Here is a 21,061-nt window from a genome sequence, read left to right as displayed (position 1 = left end):
CGGCGTCATTGACGCTGGCGGGCGTCCGCGATATAGGCCCGCCCTGTCCCGCTGGGTCGGCTTCGTATCCGCGCCGCCAGCCTGCATGTGGGCAAGAGCTGAACATTGCTGGAGACATCGGCCTCGTGGAGAATCCCGCGCGGCCTTTGCGCATTTCTGATGAAGAAGGGCTCCGGCAAAGTAACCGCAAGATAAGGTGAAGGGCTTCATGCCGACGATCAACCAGTTGGTCCGCAAGGGCCGCGAACCGCAGAAGGCCAAGTCGAAGGTCCCTGCGATGGACCAGAACCCGCAGAAGCGCGGTGTCTGCACCCGCGTCTACACGACGACCCCGAAGAAGCCGAACTCGGCGCTGCGCAAGGTGGCCAAGGTCCGCCTGACCAACCAGCGCGAAGTCATCAGCTACATCCCGGGTGAAGGCCACAACCTGCAGGAGCACTCGGTCGTGCTCATCCGCGGCGGTCGTGTGCGCGATCTTCCCGGCGTGCGCTACCACGTCCTGCGCGGCGTGCTCGACACGCAGGGCGTCAAGGATCGCCGCCAGTCGCGTTCGAAGTACGGCGCCAAGCGTCCGAAGTGATTTCGCGCCGCATCGGCGGCGTGAAATCCACCTACCCCAGTAAGCCCCCGACAGGTTCGGGAACCGGCTGAAGATTAAAGGAATATCTGATGGCTCGTCGTCGTCGTCCCGAAAAGCGGGAAATCCTGCCTGATCCCGTATACGGGGATGAGGTTCTGTCGAAGTTCATGAACTCGGTCATGCTGGACGGCAAGAAGTCCGTCGCCGAGGGCATCGTCTATTCGGCGTTCGAAACCGTCGAATCGCGCGCCAAGCGTGATCCGCTGGGCGTGTTCCACGATGCGCTGAACAACGTGAAGCCGAACATCGAAGTGCGTTCGCGCCGCGTCGGCGGTGCGACCTATCAGGTGCCGGTCGAAGTCCGTTTCGAACGCGCCCAGGCGCTGGCGATTCGCTGGCTGATCTCGTCGGCGCGCAACCGCAGCGAGAACACCATGTCGGCGCGCCTGTCGGGCGAGTTGATGGATGCCGCCAACAACCGCGGCAACGCGGTCAAGAAGCGCGAAGACACGCACCGCATGGCGGAAGCGAACCGCGCTTTCTCGCACTACCGCTGGTAAGCTTCGGCGGTGGCTTTTCACCGCTGATCTAACCGCCTATATCGTGGGGAGCGGGCGTCATGCCTCGCTCCCCACATTGCTAAGGAAGCACGACCATGGCCCGCAGCCATCCGCTCGAACGGTATCGTAACATCGGCATCATGGCGCACATCGACGCCGGCAAGACGACCACGACCGAGCGCATTCTCTATTACACCGGCAAGTCCTACAAGATCGGCGAAGTGCACGAAGGCACCGCGACCATGGACTGGATGGAGCAGGAGCAGGAACGCGGCATCACCATCACCTCGGCGGCAACCACCTGTAAGTGGCGCGCGGAAGAGGGCAAGGGTGAAGAGCACCTCATCAACATCATCGACACGCCGGGCCACGTCGACTTCACGATCGAAGTCGAGCGTTCGCTGCGCGTGCTCGACGGTGCGGTCGCTTGTTTCGACGGCGTTGCCGGCGTGGAGCCGCAGTCGGAAACCGTGTGGCGTCAGGCCGACAAGTACGGCGTGCCGCGCATGTGCTTCGTCAACAAGCTCGACCGCACCGGTGCCAACTTCTACTTCTGCGTCGACTCGATCATCGAACGCCTCGGCGCGCGTCCGGCGGTCCTGTATCTCCCGATCGGTATCGAGGGTGGCTTCAAGGGTCTGGTCGACTTGGTAGAGAACCGCGCGATCATCTGGCTCGAAGAGTCGCTGGGCGCCAAGTTCGAATATCAGGACATTCCGGACGACATGGCCGAGAAGGCCGCGAAGTATCGCAGCGAGCTGATCGAGATGGCCGTCGAGCAGGACGACGACCTGATGGAAGCCTATCTCGAAGGCAACGAGCCGTCGGTTGCCGACCTCAAGGCGCTGATCCGCAAGGGCACGCTGGCGATGAACTTCGTGCCGATCGTGTGCGGTTCGGCGTTCAAGAACAAGGGCGTGCAGCCGCTGCTCGACGCCGTGGTCGACTATCTGCCGTCGCCGCTGGACATCCCGGACGTGCAGGGCGTGAAGCTCGACGGCGAAACCCCGGATTCGCGTCCGGCCACCGACGATGCGCCGATGTCGCTGCTGGCGTTCAAGATCATGAACGATCCGTTCGTGGGCACGCTCACCTTCGCCCGCATCTATTCGGGCACCCTCACCAAGGGCGGGTATCTGAACTCGGTGAAGGACAAGAAGGAAAAGATCGGCCGTATGCTCCTCATGCACGCGAACTCGCGTGAGGACATCGACGAGGCGCGCGCCGGTGACATCGTCGCCATCGCGGGTCTGAAGGAAACGACGACCGGCGACACGCTGTGCGACCAGTCGAACCCGATCATCCTCGAGCGGATGGAGTTCCCCGAACCCGTCATCGAGCTGTCGGTGGAGCCCAAGACCAAGGCCGACCAGGAAAAGATGGGCATCGCGCTCAATCGCCTCGCCGCCGAGGATCCCTCGTTCCGCGTGTCGACCGACCATGAATCGGGCCAGACGATCATCAAGGGCATGGGTGAGCTTCACCTGGAAATCCTCGTCGATCGCATGAAGCGCGAATTCAAGGTCGAGGCGAACGTCGGTGCGCCGCAGGTGGCGTATCGCGAATATCTCGCCAAGCCGGTCGAGCTGACCTACACCCACAAGAAGCAGTCGGGTGGTTCGGGCCAGTTCGGCGAAGTCAAGGTGAAGGTGATTCCGGGCGAGCGCGGCACCGGCTACCAGTTCTTCGACGAGATCAAGGGCGGCAACATCCCGCGCGAGTACATCCCGTCGGTGGAAAAGGGCATGCGCGAGACGGCACTGACCGGTTCGCTGATCGGCTTCCCGATCATCGACTTCGAAGTCCACCTGATCGACGGCAAGTACCATGACGTCGACTCTTCGGCGCTGGCGTTCGAAATCTGCGCGCGCGGCGCGATGCGTGAAGCGGCGCAGCGCGCCGGCATCAAGCTGCTCGAGCCGATCATGAAGGTCGAGGTCGTCACCCCCGAGGATTATCTCGGCGACGTCATCGGCGACATGAACAGCCGTCGTGGCCAGATCCAGGGCACCGACAGCCGCGGCAACGCGCAGACGGTCGAAGCGATGGTCCCGCTGGCCAACATGTTCGGCTATGTGAACCAGCTCCGCTCGTTCACGCAGGGTCGCGCGCAATACTCGATGCAGTTCTCGCACTATGACGAAGTGCCGCAGAATGTTGCTGATGAGGTGAAGGCGAAGATGGCCTGAAGCGCACGGGGCTAAGCAAGCTTAGCCCCGAGACGCTGAAGGCCGGCCGGCGGAGCGGCTTGCCGCTTCGACCGACGACCGGGGATTTACTCTCCGGTCGGCCCCCTCCCACGAGGGGCTGGCAATCCCCCCAAACAACCGCTAAAGGCGCGCCTTCGCGTTGCCCTGATGCGGCACCGAAATCGAATCAGAAGGTAGGAAAATGGCAAAGGCAAAATTCGAGCGGAACAAGCCGCATCTGAACATCGGCACCATCGGTCACGTCGACCATGGCAAGACCTCGCTGACCGCCGCGATCACCAAGGTGCTGGCCGAAACGTCGGGCGGCGTCGCCGTCGACTTCGCCAACATCGACAAGGCACCGGAAGAGCGCGAGCGCGGCATCACCATCTCGACCGCGCACGTCGAGTATGAGACGGCCGCCCGTCACTATGCGCACGTCGATTGCCCGGGCCACGCCGATTATGTGAAGAACATGATCACCGGCGCCGCGCAGATGGATGGCGCGATCCTGGTCGTGTCGGCCACCGACGGCCCGATGCCGCAGACCAAGGAGCACATCCTGCTCGCCAAGCAGGTCGGCGTTCCCACCATGGTCGTCTTCCTGAACAAGGTCGATCTGGTCGACGACGAGGAAATCCTCGAACTCGTCGAGATGGAAATCCGCGAAGAGCTCTCGAAGCGCGAATTCGACGGCGACAACATTCCGATCATCCGTGGTTCGGCCACCTGCGCACTGTCGGGTTCGAACGACGTGTTCGGCAAGGAAGCGGTTCTCGCGCTGATGGCAGCGGTCGACGAGTCGATCCCGCAGCCGGAGCGTCCGCTTGACAAGCCGTTCATGATGCCGATCGAAGACGTGTTCTCGATCTCGGGTCGCGGCACCGTCGTCACCGGCCGTGTTGAAACCGGCATCGTGAAGGTCGGTGAGGAAGTCGAGATCGTCGGCATCCACGAGTCGGTCCGCAAGACCGTCGTCACCGGCGTCGAAATGTTCCGCAAGCTGCTCGACCAGGGCCAGGCCGGCGACAACATCGGCGCGCTGATCCGCGGCGTCGCTCGCGACGAAGTGGAGCGTGGTCAGGTTCTGGCGAAGCCGGGTTCGATCACGCCGCACACCGACTTCCAGTCGTCGGTGTACGTGCTGTCGAAGGACGAGGGTGGCCGTCACACGCCGTTCTTCGCCAACTATCGCCCGCAGTTCTACTTCCGCACGACGGACGTGACCGGCACGATCGAGCTGCCCGAGGGCACCGAAATGGTCATGCCGGGCGACGAAGTCGCGCTGGGCGTGAAGCTGATCGCACCGATCGCCATGGACGTCGGTCAGCGTTTCACCATCCGTGAAGGCGGTCGTACCGTCGGCGCAGGGGTTGTCAGCGGCATCGACAAGTAATATAGCGACTCTACTGACGGCCGCTCCCGGCGACGGGGGCGGCCGTTTGCTATTTAATGAGGGCGACTCGCTTCGAGCTGGGTCATCCAACTAACCATTCGTTGTTAATCAAGAGCCGTCCCAACGGCCCGCTCTTTCGCATCGGTAGGACCATGGACAACAATATCCGTATTCGCCTTAAGGCGTTCGACCATCGCGTGCTCGACCAGGCGGCCGGCGATATTGCCGATACCGCGCGTCGCACCGGCGCCCTGATCCGTGGACCCATTCCGCTGCCCACGCACATCGACAAGTTCACGGTCAATCGCGGCCCGCACATCGACAAGAAGTCGCGTGAGCAGTTTGAAACCCGCACCTACAAGCGTCTGCTCGACATCGTGCAGCCGACCCCGCAGACCGTCGACGCGCTGATGAAGCTCGACCTCGCGGCAGGGGTGGACGTAGAGATCAAGCTGGCGTAATGCCGGCTTTCCGCGACGTAGGGTGATTCCGCCCTGCGTCGCGCTTTCGCTTCCCGCCGGTTCGCGTCAGAACCCGCTGCGGTCGAGGCAGGGAAAGCACCAACGGGATACCGAACGGCAGGTCGTCCGCAAGGACAAAAGCCGTTGACCGAGTCCCCGCTATCGCGCGTGACATTCCCCCGGGAACGATCCGCGATGTCTGGCCCTGGCGGGGGCATGGTTTTCGCAGGGGCTGGGGCTTCGGAGGCGGGCGACCGCGCACCGGAGCCTTTTTCGTTAGGCAAGCTCGTCGTCAAGACGAGCCTCTGTTGGAGGAGATGGTCATGCGTACTGGTGTGATCGCGAAGAAAATGGGTATGACCCGGTTGTTCAAGGATGATGGGCGCCACGTGCCCGTCACCGTGCTGCAACTGGAAGACGTGCAGGTCGTCGCCCGTCGTGAACTGGATCGGGACGGCTACGTCGCGGTGCAGCTCGGCGCCGGTGTCGCCAAGGCGAAGAATGTCGCCAAGCCGCAGCGTGGCCATTTCGGCAAGGCCGAAGTGACCCCGAAGGCGCGCGTGGTTGAATTCCGCGTGGCGGAAGACGCGCTGCTTGACGTGGGTGCCACCATCGGTGCCGATCACTATGTCGCGGGTCAGCTCGTTGACGTATCGGGCCGTACGCAGGGCAAGGGCTTTGCAGGCGCGATGAAGCGGTGGAACTTCGGCGGTCTGCGCGCGACGCACGGCGTGTCGGTGTCGCACCGTTCGCACGGTTCGACCGGTCAGCGTCAGGATCCGGGCAAGGTCTTCAAGAACAAGAAGATGGCCGGCCACATGGGCGACCGCAACCGCACGCAGCAGAATCTTGAAGTCGTGTCGACCGACGCCGAGCGTGGTCTGATCTTCATCAAGGGTTCGGTTCCGGGCCACAAGGGCACCTGGCTGACGGTCAAGGACGCGGTGAAGGTCGCGCGCCATGCCGACGCGCCGTATCCCGCAGGGCTCAAGACCGCGAACAGCAACGAGGCGCCGGCAGCGGCCGCCGACGGCCAGGAGGGCTGATCCATGAAGGTCAAGGTACAGACCCTCGACGCCGTCGAAAGCGGTGACATCGAGCTCAACGACGAGGTGTTCGGCCTCGATCCGCGTGCGGACATCCTGCACCGGGTCGTGACGTGGCAGCTCGAAAAGCGTCGTGGCACTGCCCGCGGCACCCGCGAGCGCGCCGACGTCGCGCGTTCGGGCAAGAAGCTGGGTCGCCAGAAGGGCGGCGGTGTCGCCCGTCACGGCGATCGTCGCGCTCCGGTGTTCATCGGTGGTGGTAAGGCACACGGCGCCCGCGTCCGTGACTTCAATCCCGGCCTGAACAAGAAAATCCGCGCACTGGGCCTCAAGATGGCGCTGTCGAGCCATGCCAAGGCGGGTTCGCTGGTCATCCTCGACGGCCTGACCGTCGAGAACGGCAAGACGCAGGTCCTGCTCGGCAATCTCGCCAAGCTGGGCTTCGGCAAGAAGTCGCTCGTCATCGATGGCGACGCGGTCGAGAACAGCTTCGCGCTGGCCGCCCGCAACCTGCAGCAGGTCAACGTCCTGCCCGCCGGTGGCGCCAACGTCTATGACATCCTGAAGCACGACACGCTGGTGCTCACCCGCGCCGCGATCGAAAAGCTGGAGGCCCGTTTCAATGGCTAAGCAGCAGCAGGCGATCGACATCCGTCATTACGACGTGGTCCTCGCGCCGCACATCACCGAAAAGTCGACGATGCTCTCCGAGCATAACGCCGTCGTCTTCAAGGTCGCGACCAAGGCGTCGAAGCCGGAGATCAAGGCAGCGGTCGAAGCGCTGTTCAACGTCACCGTCACCGGCGTCAACACGATCGTGACCAAGGGCAAGACCAAGAAGTGGAAGGGCGCGCCCTACACCCGGTCGGACTTCAAGAAGGCGATCGTGACGCTGGCCGACGGCCAGTCGATCGACATTACCGAGGGGGCCAAGTAACATGGCACTCAAGCAATATAATCCGACCACGCCGTCGCAGCGTGGCCTGGTCCTGATCGACCGTTCGGCCCTGTACAAGGGTCGTCCGGTCAAGGCGCTGACCGAAGGCAAGACCAAGTCGGGCGGCCGCAACAACAAGGGCCATGTGACCTCGCGCGGCATCGCGGGCGGTCACAAGCAGCGCTATCGCATCATCGACTTCAAGCGTCGCCTGTGGGACGTCGAAGGCACCGTGGAACGGATCGAATATGATCCCAACCGCACCGCATTCATCGCGCTCGTCAACTATGGCGAGATCGAGGGCAAGGCCAACGTCGCGTACATCCTCGCGCCGCAGCGTCTGAACGTCGGCGACAAGGTGATCGCCGGCAAGAAGACCGACGTGAAGCCGGGCAACGCGATGGAACTGGGCCAGGTGCCGGTCGGCACGATCGTCCACAACGTCGAGATGAAGCCGGGCAAGGGTGGCCAGATTTCCCGTTCGGCCGGCACCTATGTGCAGGTCGTCGGTCGTGACAAGGGCATGGTCATCGTCCGCCTGAACTCGGGCGAGCAGCGCTACATCCACGCCACCTGCATGGCAACGATCGGCGCGGTGTCGAACCCCGACAACCAGAACCAGAATCTGGGCAAGGCCGGCCGCAATCGCTGGAAGGGCATCCGCCCGCTAACGCGCGGCGTCGCCAAGAACCCGGTCGACCATCCGCACGGCGGTGGTGAAGGCCGGACCTCGGGCGGCCGTCATCCGGTCACGCCGTGGGGCAAGCCGACCAAGGGCGCGCGCACGCGGCATAACAAGGCGACGGACAAGATGATTATCCGTAGCCGTCACGCGAAGAAGAAGGGCTAAACGAATGGCTCGTTCCGTATGGAAGGGTCCGTTCGTGGACCTCAACCTGCTGAAGAAGGCGGAAGCCGCGCAGGACGCCGGCACCCGCGCCGGTCCGATCAAGACGTGGTCGCGTCGCTCGACCATCCTGCCGCAGTTCGTCGGACTGACGTTCAGCGTCTATAATGGCCGCAAGTTCGTGCCGGTTTCGGTCAACGAGGACATGGTGGGCATGAAGCTCGGCGAATTTGCGCCGACCCGCTTCTTCCCCGGCCATGCCGCCGACAAGAAGGGCAAGCGCTGATGAGCAAGCAGGCAGCACCGCGCCGCGTCGGTGACAAGGAAGCACTGGCCGTCGCGACGCAGGTTCGCGGTTCGGCGCAGAAGCTGAACCTCGTCGCCGCGCTGATCCGCAACAAGAACGTCGGCGATGCGATGAACATCCTGGCGTTCTCGAAGAAGGCGATGGCGGTCGATGTCCGCAAGTGCCTCGCTTCGGCGATCGCGAATGCGGAAAACAACCACAACCTCGACGTCGACGCACTCGTCGTCAAGGAAGCCTCGGTCGGCAAGTCGATCACGATGAAGCGTTTCGCGACCCGTGGTCGCGGCAAGTCGACGCGTATCCTGAAGCCGTTCAGCCGCGTGCGCATCGTCGTGTCCGAGGTGGAGGAAGCGTAATGGGTCACAAATCCAATCCCATCGGTCTGCGTCTGCAGATCAACCGCACCTGGGACAGCCGTTGGTACGCCGAAGGCGCCGACTATGGCCGTCTGCTGCTGGAGGATCTCAGGATCCGCCAGTTCATCATGAAGACGCTGCCGCAGGCAGCGATCTCCAAGGTGGTGATCGAGCGTCCGGCCAAGCTGTGCCGCATTTCGATCTTCGCGGCGCGTCCCGGCGTCATCATCGGCAAGAAGGGCACCGACATCGAAAAGCTTCGCAAGAAGCTCGGCTCGATGACCTCGTCCGACGTGTCGCTGAACATCGTCGAGATCCGCAAGCCCGAAATCGACGCCAAGCTCGTCGCCCAGGGCATCGCCGATCAGCTCGAGCGTCGTATCGCCTTCCGCCGCGCCATGAAGCGTGCGGTGCAGTCGGCGATGCGTCTGGGTGCCGACGGCATCCGCGTCGCTTGCGGCGGTCGTCTGGGCGGTGCGGAAATCGCCCGGTCGGAAGGCTATCGTGAGGGCCGCGTGCCGCTGCACACGCTGCGCGCCAACCTCGACTATGCCGAGGCCGAAGCGCACACCGCGTACGGCGTCTGCGGCGTCAAGGTCTGGATCTTCAAGGGTGAGATCCTCGGCCATGACCCGATGGCGCAGGACCGGCTGATGATGGAGGCCCAGACCTCCGGCGTGCGCCCCGCGCGCGACGATCACCGCCGCTAAGGATGATGTGAGATGCTGCAACCAAAGCGCACCAAGTTCCGCAAGGCCTTCAAGGGCCGCATCCATGGCGATGCCAAGGGCGGTACGTCGCTGAACTTCGGGTCGTATGGCCTGAAGGCGATGGAGCCCGAGCGGATCACCGCCCGTCAGATCGAAGCGGCTCGCCGCGCGATCACTCGTCACATCAAGCGCCAGGGTCGCCTCTGGATCCGGATCTTCCCGGATCTGCCGGTGTCGTCGAAGCCTGCCGAAGTCCGCATGGGCTCGGGCAAGGGTTCGCCCGAATTCTGGGTCGCCCGCGTCAAGCCGGGTCGCATCCTGTTCGAACTGGACGGCGTGCCCGGCCCGCTCGCCGCGGAGGCGTTCGAACGCGCCGCGATGAAGCTGCCGATCGCGGTCAAGGTCGTCGCCCGTCTGGGCGACACCTCGCACCTGGAGGGTTGAGAATGACGAAGGCAACCGATCTTCGCACGAAGAGCGACGACCAGTTGGTCGAGGAACTGTCGAGCCTGAAGCGTGAGGCATTCAACCTCCGTTTCCAGGCCGCGACCAGCCAACTGGAAAAGCCGACCCGCGTGAAGGAAGTCCGTCGCGACATCGCGCGGATCAAGACGCTGCAGGGCGAGCGTTCGCGCTCGTCCGACAAGTAAGGACGAGAGACATGCCGAAGCGCGTGCTGACCGGGATGATCGTCTCGGACAAGACCGACAAGACGGTGGTGGTCAAGGTAGAGCGGAAGGTGAAGCACCCGCTCTACGGCAAGATCATCCGCCGTTCCAAGAAGTACCATGCCCATGACGAGGGCAACGAGTATCGCGAAGGCGAGACCGTGCGCATCGAAGAGACCGCGCCGATCTCGAAGCTGAAGACCTGGAAGGTGATCGAGCGGGTGAACACCCACGCGACTCCTTCGGAAGTCGCGGCCGAGGCGTAAGCCTTCGCGTGAGCGGGGGCGGGGACTTTCGGGTTCCCGCCCCCCCCCCCACGCAATTCCGGGGTTAGACCCGGATCGCAGGAACGCCGACGGACGGGCCTTGCCTTTTCGTCACGGGGCGGTTATTGGGCCGCTCCCCCGGCGTGGACTTGAACAGTCCGCTGCCGGGGTTCATTTTTAGCAGGCGGGGACCGGTCGGAATCGGCCCCATGGACAAGGAATCGCATCGATGATCCAGATGCAATCCAACCTTGACGTCGCTGACAACAGCGGCGCCAAGCGGGTGCAGTGCATCAAGGTGCTGGGCGGCTCGAAGCGCCGCACGGCAGGCGTTGGCGACGTTATCGTCGTCAGCATCAAGGAAGCCGCTCCGCGCGGCCGCGTGAAGAAGGGCGACGTGCATCGTGCCGTCATCGTTCGGACCGCCAAGGACATCCGTCGCGCCGACGGCTCGGTGATCCGTTTCGACGGCAACGCCGCGGTGCTGGTCAACAAGAACGAGGAGCCGATCGGCACCCGTATCTTTGGCCCGGTGGTCCGCGAGCTGCGCTCGAAGGGCTTCATGAAGATCATCTCGCTCGCCCCTGAGGTGCTGTAATGGCTTCCGCAAAGATCAAGAAGGGCGACACCGTGATCGTCCTGTCGGGCAAGGACAAGGGCAAGACCGGTCAGGTCGTGCTGTCGATGCCCAAGGACGACAAGGTCGTCGTGTCGGGCGTCAACATCGCCGTCCGTCACAAGAAGCCGACGCAGGCGGAGCCGCAGGGCGGTCTCGTCCGCTCGGAAGCGCCGCTGCACGTCAGCAAGGTCGCGCACGTCGTCGACGGCAAGCCGACCCGCGTTCGCTTTGAAATCCGTGACGGCAAGAAGGTCCGGGTCGCCGTAAAGGGCGGGGAGGTCATCAATGGCTGATACGTATACGCCACGCATGAAGTCGATCTATAACGATCGCATCATCAAGGCGATGACCGAGAAGTTCGGTTACAAGAACGCGCTCGAAGTGCCCCGGATCGAAAAGATCGTCCTGAACATGGGTGTGGGCGAAGCGACGCAGGACAAGAAGAAGGTCGAGCAGGCCGCTTCCGAAATGGAGCTGATCGCCGGCCAGAAGCCTGTCGTGACGAAAGCCAAGAAGTCGATCGCACAGTTCAAGCTGCGCGAAGGCATGGCAATCGGTTGCAAGGTGACGCTGCGTCGCGAGCGGATGTACGAGTTTCTCGACCGCTTCCTGACGATCGCGCTGCCCCGTGTCCGCGATTTCCGTGGCCTGAGCCCCAAATCGTTCGACGGCCGCGGCAACTATGCCTGCGGCATCAAGGAACAGATCGTGTTCCCCGAAATCAACTATGACCGCATCGACAAGGTGCGCGGCATGGATGTGATCGTGACCACCTCCGCCAAGACCGACGACGAGGCTCGCGAGCTTCTGCGTCTCTTCGGTTTCCCCTTCCCCCAGGAAGCGGACGCTGAGGAAAAGAAGGCGGCATAACCAAAACCGCTCCCCTTCGCCGGGGAGCGGCCTATGCTTTACTAGAGAGAGCTTAAGTCCATGGCGAAACTGAGTTCCGTGAACAAGAACGAGCGTCGGCGCGCGCTCGTCAAGAAATTCGCGCCCAAATATGCGAAGCTGAAGGCGATCGCAGCCGACCAGTCGCTTGACGAAACCGAGCGTCTGATCGCGCGGCTGAAGATGGCCGAGATTCCCCGCAACGGGAATCCGACCCGTATCCGCAACCGTTGCGAGCTGACGGGTCGTCCCCGCGGCTATTATCGCAAGTTCCGTCTCGCCCGCGTCATGCTGCGGGAACTGGCCAACAAGGGCCTGATCCCCGGCGTCACGAAGTCGAGCTGGTAAGGAACCTACAGCATGGCATTGACCGATCCCCTGGGTGACATGCTCACCCGCATCCGCAACGGCCAGCGCGCGCGCAAGGACAGCGTCCTGACGCCCGCCAGCAAGTTGCGTGCCCGTGTCCTCGACGTGCTTCAGCGCGAGGGCTATATCCGTGGCTACAGCGAAGAGCAGATGGGCCCCGCGGCCGGCATCCGCATCGAGCTGAAGTATTTCGAGGGCCAGCCCGCGATCAAGCATGTCGCGCGCGTCTCGAAACCGGGTCGCCGCGTCTATTCGGGTTCGCAGGAACTGCCGAAGGTCCGCAACGGCCTTGGCATCACCATCGTCTCGACGCCGCGTGGCGTTCTGTCCGACGCCGAAGCGCGCGAACAGAATGTCGGTGGCGAAGTGCTCGCGGAGGTCTTCTGATGAGCCGCATCGGTAAGAAGGCAGTCCCGGTTCCGGCCGGCGTCACCGCCAACATCGCAGGGCGCGAGCTGAGCGTCAAAGGTCCCAAGGGCACGCTCACGCTGCCGCTGGCCGACGACATCGCCTATGCCGTTGAAGGCGACACCATCTCGGTGCAGCCGGCGAACGAAACCAAGCGCGCTCGCGCGTTCTGGGGCATGCAGCGCACGCTCGTGCAGAATCTGGTCACTGGTGTCACGACCGGCTTCACCAAGAAGCTGCTCATCACCGGCGTCGGCTATCGCGCCGCGGCACAGGGTCGTAACCTGAAGCTGCAGCTCGGCTACAGCCACGACGTCAACATCGACGTGCCGGAAGGCATCGAGATAAAGACGCCCGATCAGACCACGATCGAAATCAGCGGGATCGACAAGCAGAAGGTCGGTCAGATCGCTGCCGAGATCCGTCGTTGGCGTAAGCCCGAGCCGTACAAGGGCAAGGGCATCAAGTACGACGGCGAGTTCATCTTCCGCAAGGAAGGGAAGAAGAAGTAATGACCAAGGGTCTCTCTCTCTTCGCGAAGCGCCGTCGGCGCAATCGCACCGCGCTGAAGGCGCGTTCGGGCGGCCGTGCGCGGCTCTCGATCCATCGTTCGGGCAAGCACATCTATGCCCAGGTCATCGACGACGCGGCGGGTCGCACCGTCGCTTCGGCGTCGACGCTGGAAAAGGACGTGCGTGGCACCTCGGGCGCGAACGTCGATGCCGCCAAGGGCGTCGGCACCCGCGTTGCGGAAGCGGCGAAGGCCGCCGGCGTGACGCAGGTCGTGTTCGACCGTGGCGGCTTCCTGTTCCACGGCCGCGTCAAGGCGCTGGCCGAGGCCGCCCGTGAAGCCGGATTGGAGTTCTAAGATATGGCTGACGAAAACAATCAGGCCGAAACCCCCGCCGCCGACGTGTCGGCAGCGCCGGGTGGCGAGCAGCCGCAGGGCCGTGGTCCCCGCGGTGGCCGTGGTCGTGGCGGTCCGGGTGGCCCGGGCGGCGGCGGCGGTCGCGGTGGTCGCGACGGCAATCGTGGCGGTCGTCGCGACGATCGTCGCGGCGGACAGGACGATGGTGGCGAGGAGCTGATCGAAAAGCTCGTCCACATCAACCGCGTGTCCAAGACGGTGAAGGGCGGCAAGCGCTTCGGTTTCGCGGCGCTGGTCGTCGTGGGCGACGGCAAGGGTCGCGTCGGCTTCGGCCATGGCAAGGCACGCGAAGTGCCCGAAGCCATCTCGAAGGCGACCGCCGCTGCCAAGAAGGCGATGGTCCGCGTTCCGCTCAAGGACGGTCGCACGCTGCACCATGACGGCAACGGCCACTTCGGTGCCGGTCGCGTGACGCTGCGTTCGGCGCCTGCCGGGACCGGCATCATCGCGGGTGGCCCGATGCGCGCCATCTTCGAATCGCTCGGCGTCGCCGATGTCGTGACGAAGTCGGTGGGCACGTCGAACCCGTACAACATGATCCGCGCGACCTTCGAGGCGCTGAACGACCAGTCGTCGCCGAAGGCGGTGGCCCAGCGTCGCGGCAAGAAGATCGCTGACCTGCTGGGTCGCGGTGGATCGCAGACCGCCGAGGCTGATGCCGCGGCGATCGTGGAGTAACGAGCGATGGCAACCGTCAAGATCACCCAGACCGGGTCGCCGATCCGCCGGACCAAGGACCAGCGCGCGACGCTGATCGGTCTCGGCCTCAACAAGATGCACAAGACCGTGGAACTGACCGACACCCCCGAGGTGCGCGGCATGATCCGCAAGGTGCAGCACATGCTGTCGGTCGAGGGCTGAGGCTCTTACCTTCACCAGTGACAAATGCGGGGAAGGGGGCTAATCGGCCCCCTTCCTCATTTTTTCAGCGCGAACATAGCGAAAGCGAGTGCAACTCATGAAACTCAACGAACTCCGCGACAACAATGGTGCCCGCAAGAGCAAGATGCGCGTCGGACGCGGCATCGGCTCGGGCAAGGGCAAGACCGCCGGTCGCGGCCAGAAGGGCCAGAAGAGCCGTGAAGGCGTCTCGATCGCCGGGTTCGAGGGCGGCCAGATGCCGCTCCACATGCGGATCCCGAAGCGTGGCTTCAACAACATCTTCGCCAAGGACTATGCCGAGGTGAACCTCGGCGCGATCCAGAAGGCGGTCGACGCCGGCAAGATCGAAGCCGGCGCCACGCTCGACCATGCGGCGCTCAAGGCTGCCAACCTTGCCCGTGGCGGCAAGGACGGCGTGCGCCTGCTCGCCAAGGGTGAACTGACCGTGAAGCTCAGCTTCACCGTCGCCGGTGCGTCGAAGTCGGCGATCGAGGCGGTCGAGAAGGCCGGCGGTTCGGTGTCGGTGATCGACGTCGTGCCGGCCGCCGAAAAGGCCAAGGCCAAGAAGGGCCAGACGCTCGCCGCCAAGAAGGCCGCGCACGCCTGAATCCCGCTCCCGCCCGGTCCCGGTCAACGCGACGGTTCGCCGCGCGACGACCGGGCCGGGCGGTATCCTAGGGGGTGGGCAACCACCCCTTAGACATCCCGGCCGCAACCCCTATATGGTCGCCGGGGGGTGGGCTTGCGGCCCGCCAGCATCATTCGGGACAAATCCATGGCATCGGCCGCCGATGGTCTTGCGACCAACATCAATCTATCGAAGTTCGGCAAGGCGACCGAACTCAAGAAGCGCCTGTGGTTCACGCTCGGCGCGCTCATCATCTTCCGCCTGCTCAGCTATGTGCCGCTGCCGGGGATCGACCCGACGCAGCTCGGCCTGCTGGCCAATCAGACGCAGGGCGGCGTCCTCGATTTCTTCAACACCTTTTCGGGCGGCGCGCTGACGCGCATGTCGGTCGTGGCGCTGGGCGTCATGCCCTACATCACCGCCTCGATCGTCGTGCAGCTCGCGACCTCGCTCTCGCCGCAACTCGCCGCCATCAAGAAGGAAGGCGAATCGGGCCGCAAGAAGCTCAACCAGTATACCCGCTACGGTACGGTCGCGCTGACCGCGATCCAGGGCTATACCATCGCGGTCGGCCTAGAGGCGTTCGGCGCGTCGCAGGGCGTGGCTGCGGTGATCGAACCGGGCCTCGCCTTTCGCGTCGCGGCAGTCATCTCGCTGATCGGCGGCACGATGTTCCTGATGTGGCTGGGTGAACAGATCACCAGCCGGGGCATCGGCAACGGCATCAGCCTCATCATCATGGCCGGCATCGTCGCGCATCTGCCGACCACGCTGCTGCAACTGTTCGAAGGCAGCCGTTCGGGCACGATGAACCCGATCACGCTGCTCGGCATCATCGTTGCGGTCGCCGGCCTCGTCCTGTTCATCTGCTTCATGGAGCGCGCGCAGCGCCGCATCCTGATCCAGTATCCCAAGCGCCAGACCGCGCGCGGGGTGCAGGCCGATCGCAGCCACCTGCCGCTCAAGATCAACACCGCCGGCGTCATTCCGCCGATCTTCGCGTCCTCGCTGCTGCTGATGCCGGTGACGATCACCCAGTTCGCAGGGCAAGCGACGGCGGGCGAGAGCCGCTGGGGCGATTTCATCATCTCGCTCAACCAGTATCTGGCGCATGGTCAGCCGCTCTACATGGCGCTGTACGGCCTCGGCATCGTGTTCTTCTCGTTCTTCTACACCGCCATCGTCTTCAATCCCGAAGAGACGGCGGACAATCTGAAGCGCTACGGCGGCTTCATTCCCGGCATTCGTCCGGGCAAGAATACCGAGAATTATTTCGATTACGTGCTGACGCGCATCACCGTGCTCGGCGCGGCGTATCTGGTCATCATCTGCCTGCTGCCCGAATATCTGGTGTCGGCGCTGTCGATTCCCTTCTATCTCGGCGGCACCAGCCTGCTCATCGTCGTCAACGTGACGATGGACACGGTCACGCAGATCCAGTCGCACCTGCTGGCGCACCAGTATGGCGATCTCATCAAGAAGGCGAAGCTGAAGGGCGGCAACCGCGTCCGCGGTTGACCGGTCCATGGGCGCAAGGGGGCACACTATGGATATTATCCTTCTCGGACCGCCAGGTGCTGGCAAGGGCACGCAGGCCGCACGACTCGAGGCACGCGGCATGGTGCAACTGTCGACCGGTGACATGCTGCGCGCGGCGGTGAAGGCCGGCAGCCCGGTGGGGTTGCAGGCCAAGGCGGTGATGGACGCAGGCGAGCTGGTGTCCGACGCGATCGTTTCGGCACTGATCGGCGAGCGGCTCGACCAGTTGGGCGACGATGGCGCGATCTTCGACGGCTATCCGCGCACCGCTGCGCAGGCCGACGCGCTTGACCTGCTGCTCGAACATCGCGGTCGCAAGCTGACCCATGTCATCGAGCTGCTGGTCGACGAGGATGCGCTGGTCGAACGTATCGTCGGCCGCTTCACCTGTGGCAATTGCGGCGCGGGCTATCACGACACGTTCAAGCAGCCCGTCGTCGACGGCGTGTGCGATGTGTGCGGTGCGACCGAGTTCAAGCGCCGTCCCGACGACAACGAAGCGACCGTGCGTACCCGCATGGTCGAATATCGCGCCAAGACCGCGCCGATCCTGCCGCTCTACGAATCGCGCGGCCTCGTCCAGCGGGTCGACGGCATGGCGCCGATGGACGACGTGACCGCTCAGATCGCGGCGATCCTCGACAATTGACGGTTTCCCTCCCCGCATCGGGGAGGGAATACCCCCGGGGTTACGCCCCGGCGGCAAAGTGGTTGATGTCGCGTGGCAAATCACCCACGTCTCGTCCCGAAAATGGTTCCGTTCGGCGGTTGACACACGCCCGGCCCCTCTCTAGTAGCGCTCTACTCCGACACCGATGATTTGCGGCGGCGTGTTTGCGCGCGCTGCCATCGCGCGTATCGGAAGAAGCAACGCTACGAGATGGGGTGCCGCTGCCATGCAGTGCCCCGTGGAGCTGGGAGAACCTAATTCATGGCACGTATCGCGGGTGTTAATATCCCGACCAACAAGCGCGTCATCATCGCGCTGCAGTATATCCACGGCATCGGCCCGGCCAAGGCCAAGCAACTGACCGACCAGCTCGGCATCGCCGCCGAGCGTCGCGTGCAGGACCTGTCGGACCAGGAAGTGCTCCAGATCCGCGAAGCGATCGACGCCTCGCACACCGTGGAAGGCGATCTGCGTCGCCAGACCGCGATGAACATCAAGCGCCTGATGGATCTCGCCTGCTATCGTGGCCTGCGTCACCGCAAGGGCCTGCCGGTCCGCGGCCAGCGCACGCACACCAATGCGCGCACCCGCAAGGGCAAGGCGAAGCCGATCGCCGGGAAGAAGAAGTAAAACCGGTCCCCGGGATCGTTTTCACCTTCTTTTCCGCCGGAGGCCGGTCGCCGATCGATCGCCTCCCGGTCGCAGCATGATATTCAGGTCAGGATACACACCAAATGGCACGTGAACCGCAGCGCCTTCGCCGTCGCGAGCGCAAGAACATCACCGCCGGCGTCGCGCATGTGAACGCCAGCTTCAACAACACCATGATTACGATCACCGACGCGCAGGGCAATGCGATCTCGTGGTCGTCGGCCGGTGCGATGGGCTTCAAGGGCTCGCGCAAGTCGACCCCGTACGCAGCCCAGGTCGCTGCCGAGGACGCCGGCCGCAAGGCCGCCGATCACGGCGTGCGCACCCTCGAGGTCGAAGTGAAGGGTCCGGGTTCGGGCCGTGAATCGGCGCTCCGCGCGCTGCAGGCCGTCGGGTTCCAGATCACGTCGATTCGCGACGTGACCTCGATCCCGCACAACGGCGTGCGCCCGTCGAAGCGTCGCCGCGTCTGATCCGTGCCTGCCCCCCCGCCGGGTTCGTCCGGCGGGGTTGTTCTTTCATGGCGCGGAACCGTCCCTTCCGCGCCGCCAAGCTAGGGGAAGCCCGTGTCCGTCAACGCTAAGAACTGGCAGGAACTCAAGAAGCCCAGCGGCCTCGAAAAGAAGCCGGGTGGCGATCCCAAGCGTCGGTCGACTTTCGTCGCGGAGCCGCTGGAGCGTGGTTTCGGCCTGACGCTCGGCAACGCGCTGCGCCGCGTGCTGCTCTCGTCGCTTCAGGGTGCCGCCGTCACCTCGATCAAGATCGAGAATGTGCTGCACGAATTCTCGAGCCTTGCCGGCGTCCGCGAGGACGTGACCGACATCGTGCTCAACGTGAAGCAGGTCGCGCTCAGGATGCAGGGCGAAGGCCCCAAGCGCCTGCAACTCTCCGTCACCGGCCCGGCCGAAGTGAAGGCGGGCGACATCGCCGTCACTGGCGACATCGAGGTGATGAACCCCGAACTGGTGCTGTGCCATCTCGATGATGGCGCGACGCTGAACATGGAACTGACCGCGGATGTGGGCAAGGGCTATGTCCCCGCCGCCGGCAACCGCCCGGCCGATGCGCCGATCGGTCTGATCCCCGTCGATGCGCTGTATTCGCCGGTCCGTCAGGTCAGCTACAAGGTCGAGAACACCCGCGTTGGGCAGGAACTCGATTACGACAAGCTGACGCTGACGATTGAGACCGACGGCACCGTGACCCCGGAGGACGCGCTCGCCTATGCCGCGCGCATCCTGCAGGATCAGTTGGCGCTGTTCGTCCACTTCGACGATTCGTCGCTGCCGCGCGCGGCGACGACCGGCACGCAGGTCGCTGCACCGCAGAGCGAAGGTCAGGGTGACACCGCCCAGATCAACCGTTATCTGCTCAAGAAGGTCGACGAGCTCGAACTGTCGGTTCGCTCGGCCAACTGCCTGAAGAACGACAACATCATCTACATCGGCGATCTGGTTCAGAAGACCGAGGCCGAGATGCTGCGTACGCCGAACTTCGGCCGCAAGTCCTTGAACGAGATCAAGGAAGTGCTCTCCTCGATGGGTCTGCGCCTCGGCATGGACATCCCGGGTTGGCCGCCCGAGAACATCGAGGAAATGGCGAAGAAGCTGGAACAGGAGATTATGGGTTGATTTTGCACCGGGGCAGGCAAGCCTGCCCCGGAGACAAAACCAGCCCGGCCGGCGGGTGGCCTTCAGCCAACCCGACCGACGCCAGCGGCTTTGCCGCTGGCCGCCCGGCAGAACTACGGTGACGGCCCAAACCGCCACCTAGAAGACAGGCGACGGGTGGCGGCCTCCAACAGCCACCTGCTCTGGGGTTCCGTGACACGGCCCCTTAACGAACGAAGGACTTTCCCATGCGTCATCGCGTCGGCGGCCGTAAGCTGCAACGTACCTCGGCCCATCGTATTGCGCTGTTCCGCAACATGTCGGCTGCGCTCATCAAGCATGAGCAGATCACCACGACCGTCGCCAAGGCGAAGGAACTGCGCCCCTACGTCGAAAAGCTCATCACGCTGGCGAAGAAGGGTGGCCTGTCCAACCGTCGTCTGGCGCATGCGCGGCTGCTCGACGATGCGCAGCTCGTGAAGCTGTTCGACGTGCTGGCGACCCGTTATGCCGATCGCAACGGCGGCTACACCCGCATCATCAAGGCCGGCATCCGCGCGTCGGACGCCTCGCCAATGGCGATCATCGAGTTCGTCGACCGCGACGTGTCGGCCAAGGGTCAGGATTCGGGCCCGGTCCTGAACGATGAGGATTTCGACGAAGCCGCCTGATCGGGCAGCCTGATCGAACCGGACAAGGGCGGTCGCACGATGGTGCGGCCGCCCTTTTCCTTATGGTCGATCCGACGATGCCGCGAGCCATCCCGATCGTCACTCCGGAACAAGTCCGGGGTGACGATCGGGGCAGGACTCACCCCCCGAACAACCCGTCACGCCGCTCATGCGCCAGCAACCACCGCTTGCGCTCTACGCCGCCGGCATAGCCGGTCAGCGCGCCCGACCGGCCGATGATCCGGTGGCACGGCACGACGATCGCGACCGGGTTCGCGCCATTGGCCATGCCCACCGCGCGCACCGCACTCGGTCGGTCGATCATCGCCGCAATGTCGCCATAGCTGACCATGTCGCCCGCCGTTACCCGCCGCAACGCCGCCCATACCGCGCGCTGGAACGTGGTGCCGCCGGTCACGGTCGGCAGCGAATCGATCGCCGTCAGATCCCCCGCGAAATAGGCCGTCACCGCATCGACGGCAGCGCCGGTCGCCGCGGCCGGAGCGATCGACCAACCCGCCACCCCGTAATGCCGGTCGAGCAGTCGCCGCATCCGCGCATCATAATCGGCGAAGTCGAGCGCGCGCAGCGCTCCGCTGGCATCGGTCAGCAGGACGACCTCGCCGATCGGAGTCGACAAACGGTGTTCGGACAGTGGCAGGGGCTGGATCATGGCGCGCACCGTGCCGGGCACGCCGCGACCGTGCCAGCGGAATCCGGACATGGCACTACGGTCAGGTCCGTTTCCCGCTAGAGCATAATCCGAACGGCGTGAATCGTTGAGGGATTCCCAAGGGGACTGAAGTCTGATTCAAGCCTGTCACCGGCGACAGGAGGCCGGTCAGATGGGCAAGCCGTTATCGATGGACCTGCGG

Annotated in this window: 32 protein-coding genes; 31 read left to right on the top strand and 1 reads right to left on the bottom strand. The window is 64.2% G+C overall.

Annotated features, from left to right (window positions below):
• Window positions 1-208 precede the first annotated feature (208 nt).
• The 31 genes from rpsL to rplQ all read left to right on the top strand — a co-directional run bounded on the left by rpsL (window position 209) and on the right by rplQ (window position 20,186).
• Window positions 209-580 (top strand): 30S ribosomal protein S12, encoded by a 372-nt coding sequence (gene rpsL / locus LRA89_RS14445; RefSeq protein WP_055757399.1) that lies wholly within the window; start codon window positions 209-211, stop codon window positions 578-580.
• Between the two features lie 89 nt (window positions 581-669).
• A complete protein-coding gene (rpsG, locus tag LRA89_RS14440) occupies window positions 670-1,140 on the top strand; it encodes a 30S ribosomal protein S7 (RefSeq protein ID WP_055756929.1) in 471 nt (156 codons plus the stop codon).
• Window positions 1,141-1,235: 95 nt separating this feature from the next.
• The gene (gene fusA, locus LRA89_RS14435; RefSeq protein ID WP_055756926.1) at window positions 1,236-3,329 is read left to right on the top strand and encodes an elongation factor G; all 2,094 of its coding nucleotides are present in this window, start codon (window positions 1,236-1,238) and stop codon (window positions 3,327-3,329) included.
• A gap of 202 nt (window positions 3,330-3,531) precedes the next feature.
• On the top strand, window positions 3,532-4,725 hold the full coding sequence (gene tuf / locus LRA89_RS14430; protein ID WP_055756924.1) for an elongation factor Tu: 1,194 nt from the start codon (window positions 3,532-3,534) through the stop codon (window positions 4,723-4,725).
• A gap of 152 nt (window positions 4,726-4,877) precedes the next feature.
• Window positions 4,878-5,186 carry a 30S ribosomal protein S10 gene (gene rpsJ / locus LRA89_RS14425; protein ID WP_033921125.1) on the top strand — a complete coding sequence of 103 codons (309 nt, stop codon included), beginning with the start codon at window positions 4,878-4,880 and terminating at the stop codon, window positions 5,184-5,186.
• Window positions 5,187-5,509: 323 nt separating this feature from the next.
• On the top strand, window positions 5,510-6,232 hold the full coding sequence (rplC, locus tag LRA89_RS14420; protein WP_055757390.1) for a 50S ribosomal protein L3: 723 nt from the start codon (window positions 5,510-5,512) through the stop codon (window positions 6,230-6,232).
• A 3-nt stretch (window positions 6,233-6,235) separates the two neighbouring features.
• The gene (gene rplD / locus LRA89_RS14415; protein ID WP_055756922.1) at window positions 6,236-6,862 is read left to right on the top strand and encodes a 50S ribosomal protein L4; all 627 of its coding nucleotides are present in this window, start codon (window positions 6,236-6,238) and stop codon (window positions 6,860-6,862) included.
• Entirely contained in the window at window positions 6,855-7,169 is a 315-nt protein-coding gene (locus LRA89_RS14410; RefSeq protein WP_055756919.1) for a 50S ribosomal protein L23, read from the top strand. The genes rplD and LRA89_RS14410 overlap by 8 nt, the downstream gene beginning before the upstream one ends.
• 1 nt (window position 7,170) lies before the next feature.
• On the top strand, window positions 7,171-8,019 hold the full coding sequence (rplB, locus tag LRA89_RS14405) for a 50S ribosomal protein L2 (protein ID WP_055756917.1): 849 nt from the start codon (window positions 7,171-7,173) through the stop codon (window positions 8,017-8,019).
• A gap of 4 nt (window positions 8,020-8,023) precedes the next feature.
• On the top strand, window positions 8,024-8,302 hold the full coding sequence (rpsS, locus tag LRA89_RS14400) for a 30S ribosomal protein S19 (protein ID WP_055756915.1): 279 nt from the start codon (window positions 8,024-8,026) through the stop codon (window positions 8,300-8,302).
• A complete protein-coding gene (gene rplV, locus LRA89_RS14395) occupies window positions 8,302-8,679 on the top strand; it encodes a 50S ribosomal protein L22 (RefSeq protein WP_055756913.1) in 378 nt (125 codons plus the stop codon). Before rpsS ends, rplV begins: the two co-directional genes overlap by 1 nt.
• Window positions 8,679-9,389 carry a 30S ribosomal protein S3 gene (gene rpsC, locus LRA89_RS14390; protein WP_055756912.1) on the top strand — a complete coding sequence of 237 codons (711 nt, stop codon included), beginning with the start codon at window positions 8,679-8,681 and terminating at the stop codon, window positions 9,387-9,389. Before rplV ends, rpsC begins: the two co-directional genes overlap by 1 nt.
• Before the next feature lie 12 nt (window positions 9,390-9,401).
• Window positions 9,402-9,833 carry a 50S ribosomal protein L16 gene (rplP, locus tag LRA89_RS14385; protein WP_055756910.1) on the top strand — a complete coding sequence of 144 codons (432 nt, stop codon included), beginning with the start codon at window positions 9,402-9,404 and terminating at the stop codon, window positions 9,831-9,833.
• A 2-nt stretch (window positions 9,834-9,835) separates the two neighbouring features.
• Complete coding sequence (gene rpmC, locus LRA89_RS14380) at window positions 9,836-10,039, top strand: 50S ribosomal protein L29 (protein ID WP_055756906.1); 204 nt, start codon at window positions 9,836-9,838, stop codon at window positions 10,037-10,039.
• Between the two features lie 11 nt (window positions 10,040-10,050).
• Window positions 10,051-10,323 (top strand): 30S ribosomal protein S17, encoded by a 273-nt coding sequence (rpsQ, locus tag LRA89_RS14375; protein ID WP_055756904.1) that lies wholly within the window; start codon window positions 10,051-10,053, stop codon window positions 10,321-10,323.
• Between the two features lie 229 nt (window positions 10,324-10,552).
• The gene (gene rplN, locus LRA89_RS14370; RefSeq protein WP_055756902.1) at window positions 10,553-10,921 is read left to right on the top strand and encodes a 50S ribosomal protein L14; all 369 of its coding nucleotides are present in this window, start codon (window positions 10,553-10,555) and stop codon (window positions 10,919-10,921) included.
• A complete protein-coding gene (gene rplX / locus LRA89_RS14365) occupies window positions 10,921-11,235 on the top strand; it encodes a 50S ribosomal protein L24 (RefSeq protein WP_055756900.1) in 315 nt (104 codons plus the stop codon). The genes rplN and rplX overlap by 1 nt, the downstream gene beginning before the upstream one ends.
• A complete protein-coding gene (gene rplE / locus LRA89_RS14360) occupies window positions 11,228-11,812 on the top strand; it encodes a 50S ribosomal protein L5 (RefSeq protein ID WP_055756898.1) in 585 nt (194 codons plus the stop codon). Before rplX ends, rplE begins: the two co-directional genes overlap by 8 nt.
• A gap of 60 nt (window positions 11,813-11,872) precedes the next feature.
• Window positions 11,873-12,178 carry a 30S ribosomal protein S14 gene (rpsN, locus tag LRA89_RS14355; RefSeq protein WP_055756896.1) on the top strand — a complete coding sequence of 102 codons (306 nt, stop codon included), beginning with the start codon at window positions 11,873-11,875 and terminating at the stop codon, window positions 12,176-12,178.
• A 12-nt stretch (window positions 12,179-12,190) separates the two neighbouring features.
• A complete protein-coding gene (gene rpsH / locus LRA89_RS14350; RefSeq protein ID WP_033921102.1) occupies window positions 12,191-12,586 on the top strand; it encodes a 30S ribosomal protein S8 in 396 nt (131 codons plus the stop codon).
• Window positions 12,586-13,119: a 50S ribosomal protein L6 gene (gene rplF / locus LRA89_RS14345; RefSeq protein WP_055756890.1), complete on the top strand. Its 534-nt coding sequence runs from the start codon at window positions 12,586-12,588 to the stop codon at window positions 13,117-13,119. The genes rpsH and rplF overlap by 1 nt, the downstream gene beginning before the upstream one ends.
• Window positions 13,119-13,475, top strand: a complete 357-nt coding sequence (rplR, locus tag LRA89_RS14340) for a 50S ribosomal protein L18 (protein WP_230771245.1) — start codon at window positions 13,119-13,121, stop codon at window positions 13,473-13,475. The genes rplF and rplR overlap by 1 nt, the downstream gene beginning before the upstream one ends.
• A gap of 3 nt (window positions 13,476-13,478) precedes the next feature.
• Window positions 13,479-14,213 (top strand): 30S ribosomal protein S5, encoded by a 735-nt coding sequence (rpsE, locus tag LRA89_RS14335; RefSeq protein WP_055756886.1) that lies wholly within the window; start codon window positions 13,479-13,481, stop codon window positions 14,211-14,213.
• 6 nt (window positions 14,214-14,219) lie between these two features.
• Window positions 14,220-14,396, top strand: coding sequence for a 50S ribosomal protein L30 (gene rpmD / locus LRA89_RS14330; RefSeq protein WP_055756884.1), 177 nt, complete (start codon window positions 14,220-14,222; stop codon window positions 14,394-14,396).
• 97 nt (window positions 14,397-14,493) lie between these two features.
• Window positions 14,494-15,024 (top strand): 50S ribosomal protein L15, encoded by a 531-nt coding sequence (rplO, locus tag LRA89_RS14325; protein ID WP_055756882.1) that lies wholly within the window; start codon window positions 14,494-14,496, stop codon window positions 15,022-15,024.
• Window positions 15,025-15,192: 168 nt separating this feature from the next.
• Window positions 15,193-16,563 carry a preprotein translocase subunit SecY gene (secY, locus tag LRA89_RS14320; RefSeq protein ID WP_055756880.1) on the top strand — a complete coding sequence of 457 codons (1,371 nt, stop codon included), beginning with the start codon at window positions 15,193-15,195 and terminating at the stop codon, window positions 16,561-16,563.
• 28 nt (window positions 16,564-16,591) lie between these two features.
• Window positions 16,592-17,233: an adenylate kinase gene (locus LRA89_RS14315; RefSeq protein WP_056492286.1), complete on the top strand. Its 642-nt coding sequence runs from the start codon at window positions 16,592-16,594 to the stop codon at window positions 17,231-17,233.
• Window positions 17,234-17,515: 282 nt separating this feature from the next.
• Window positions 17,516-17,884 carry a 30S ribosomal protein S13 gene (gene rpsM / locus LRA89_RS14310; protein WP_055756875.1) on the top strand — a complete coding sequence of 123 codons (369 nt, stop codon included), beginning with the start codon at window positions 17,516-17,518 and terminating at the stop codon, window positions 17,882-17,884.
• Window positions 17,885-17,988: 104 nt separating this feature from the next.
• Window positions 17,989-18,378 carry a 30S ribosomal protein S11 gene (rpsK, locus tag LRA89_RS14305; RefSeq protein WP_055756871.1) on the top strand — a complete coding sequence of 130 codons (390 nt, stop codon included), beginning with the start codon at window positions 17,989-17,991 and terminating at the stop codon, window positions 18,376-18,378.
• A 93-nt stretch (window positions 18,379-18,471) separates the two neighbouring features.
• Window positions 18,472-19,536 carry a DNA-directed RNA polymerase subunit alpha gene (locus LRA89_RS14300; protein ID WP_055756869.1) on the top strand — a complete coding sequence of 355 codons (1,065 nt, stop codon included), beginning with the start codon at window positions 18,472-18,474 and terminating at the stop codon, window positions 19,534-19,536.
• A gap of 227 nt (window positions 19,537-19,763) precedes the next feature.
• Window positions 19,764-20,186, top strand: a complete 423-nt coding sequence (rplQ, locus tag LRA89_RS14295; protein WP_055756866.1) for a 50S ribosomal protein L17 — start codon at window positions 19,764-19,766, stop codon at window positions 20,184-20,186.
• A gap of 139 nt (window positions 20,187-20,325) precedes the next feature.
• Here the strand turns inward: rplQ and ogt are convergent, their stop codons facing one another.
• Window positions 20,326-20,910 carry a methylated-DNA--[protein]-cysteine S-methyltransferase gene (gene ogt, locus LRA89_RS14290; protein ID WP_329958517.1) on the bottom strand — a complete coding sequence of 195 codons (585 nt, stop codon included), beginning with the start codon at window positions 20,908-20,910 and terminating at the stop codon, window positions 20,326-20,328.
• Window positions 20,911-21,061 lie beyond the last annotated feature (151 nt).

It is taken from the genome of Sphingomonas sp. Leaf4 (genome assembly GCF_920939515.1).
Classification (GTDB): domain Bacteria; phylum Pseudomonadota; class Alphaproteobacteria; order Sphingomonadales; family Sphingomonadaceae; genus Sphingomonas.
This window is presented reverse-complemented; position numbering and strand designations above follow the sequence as displayed.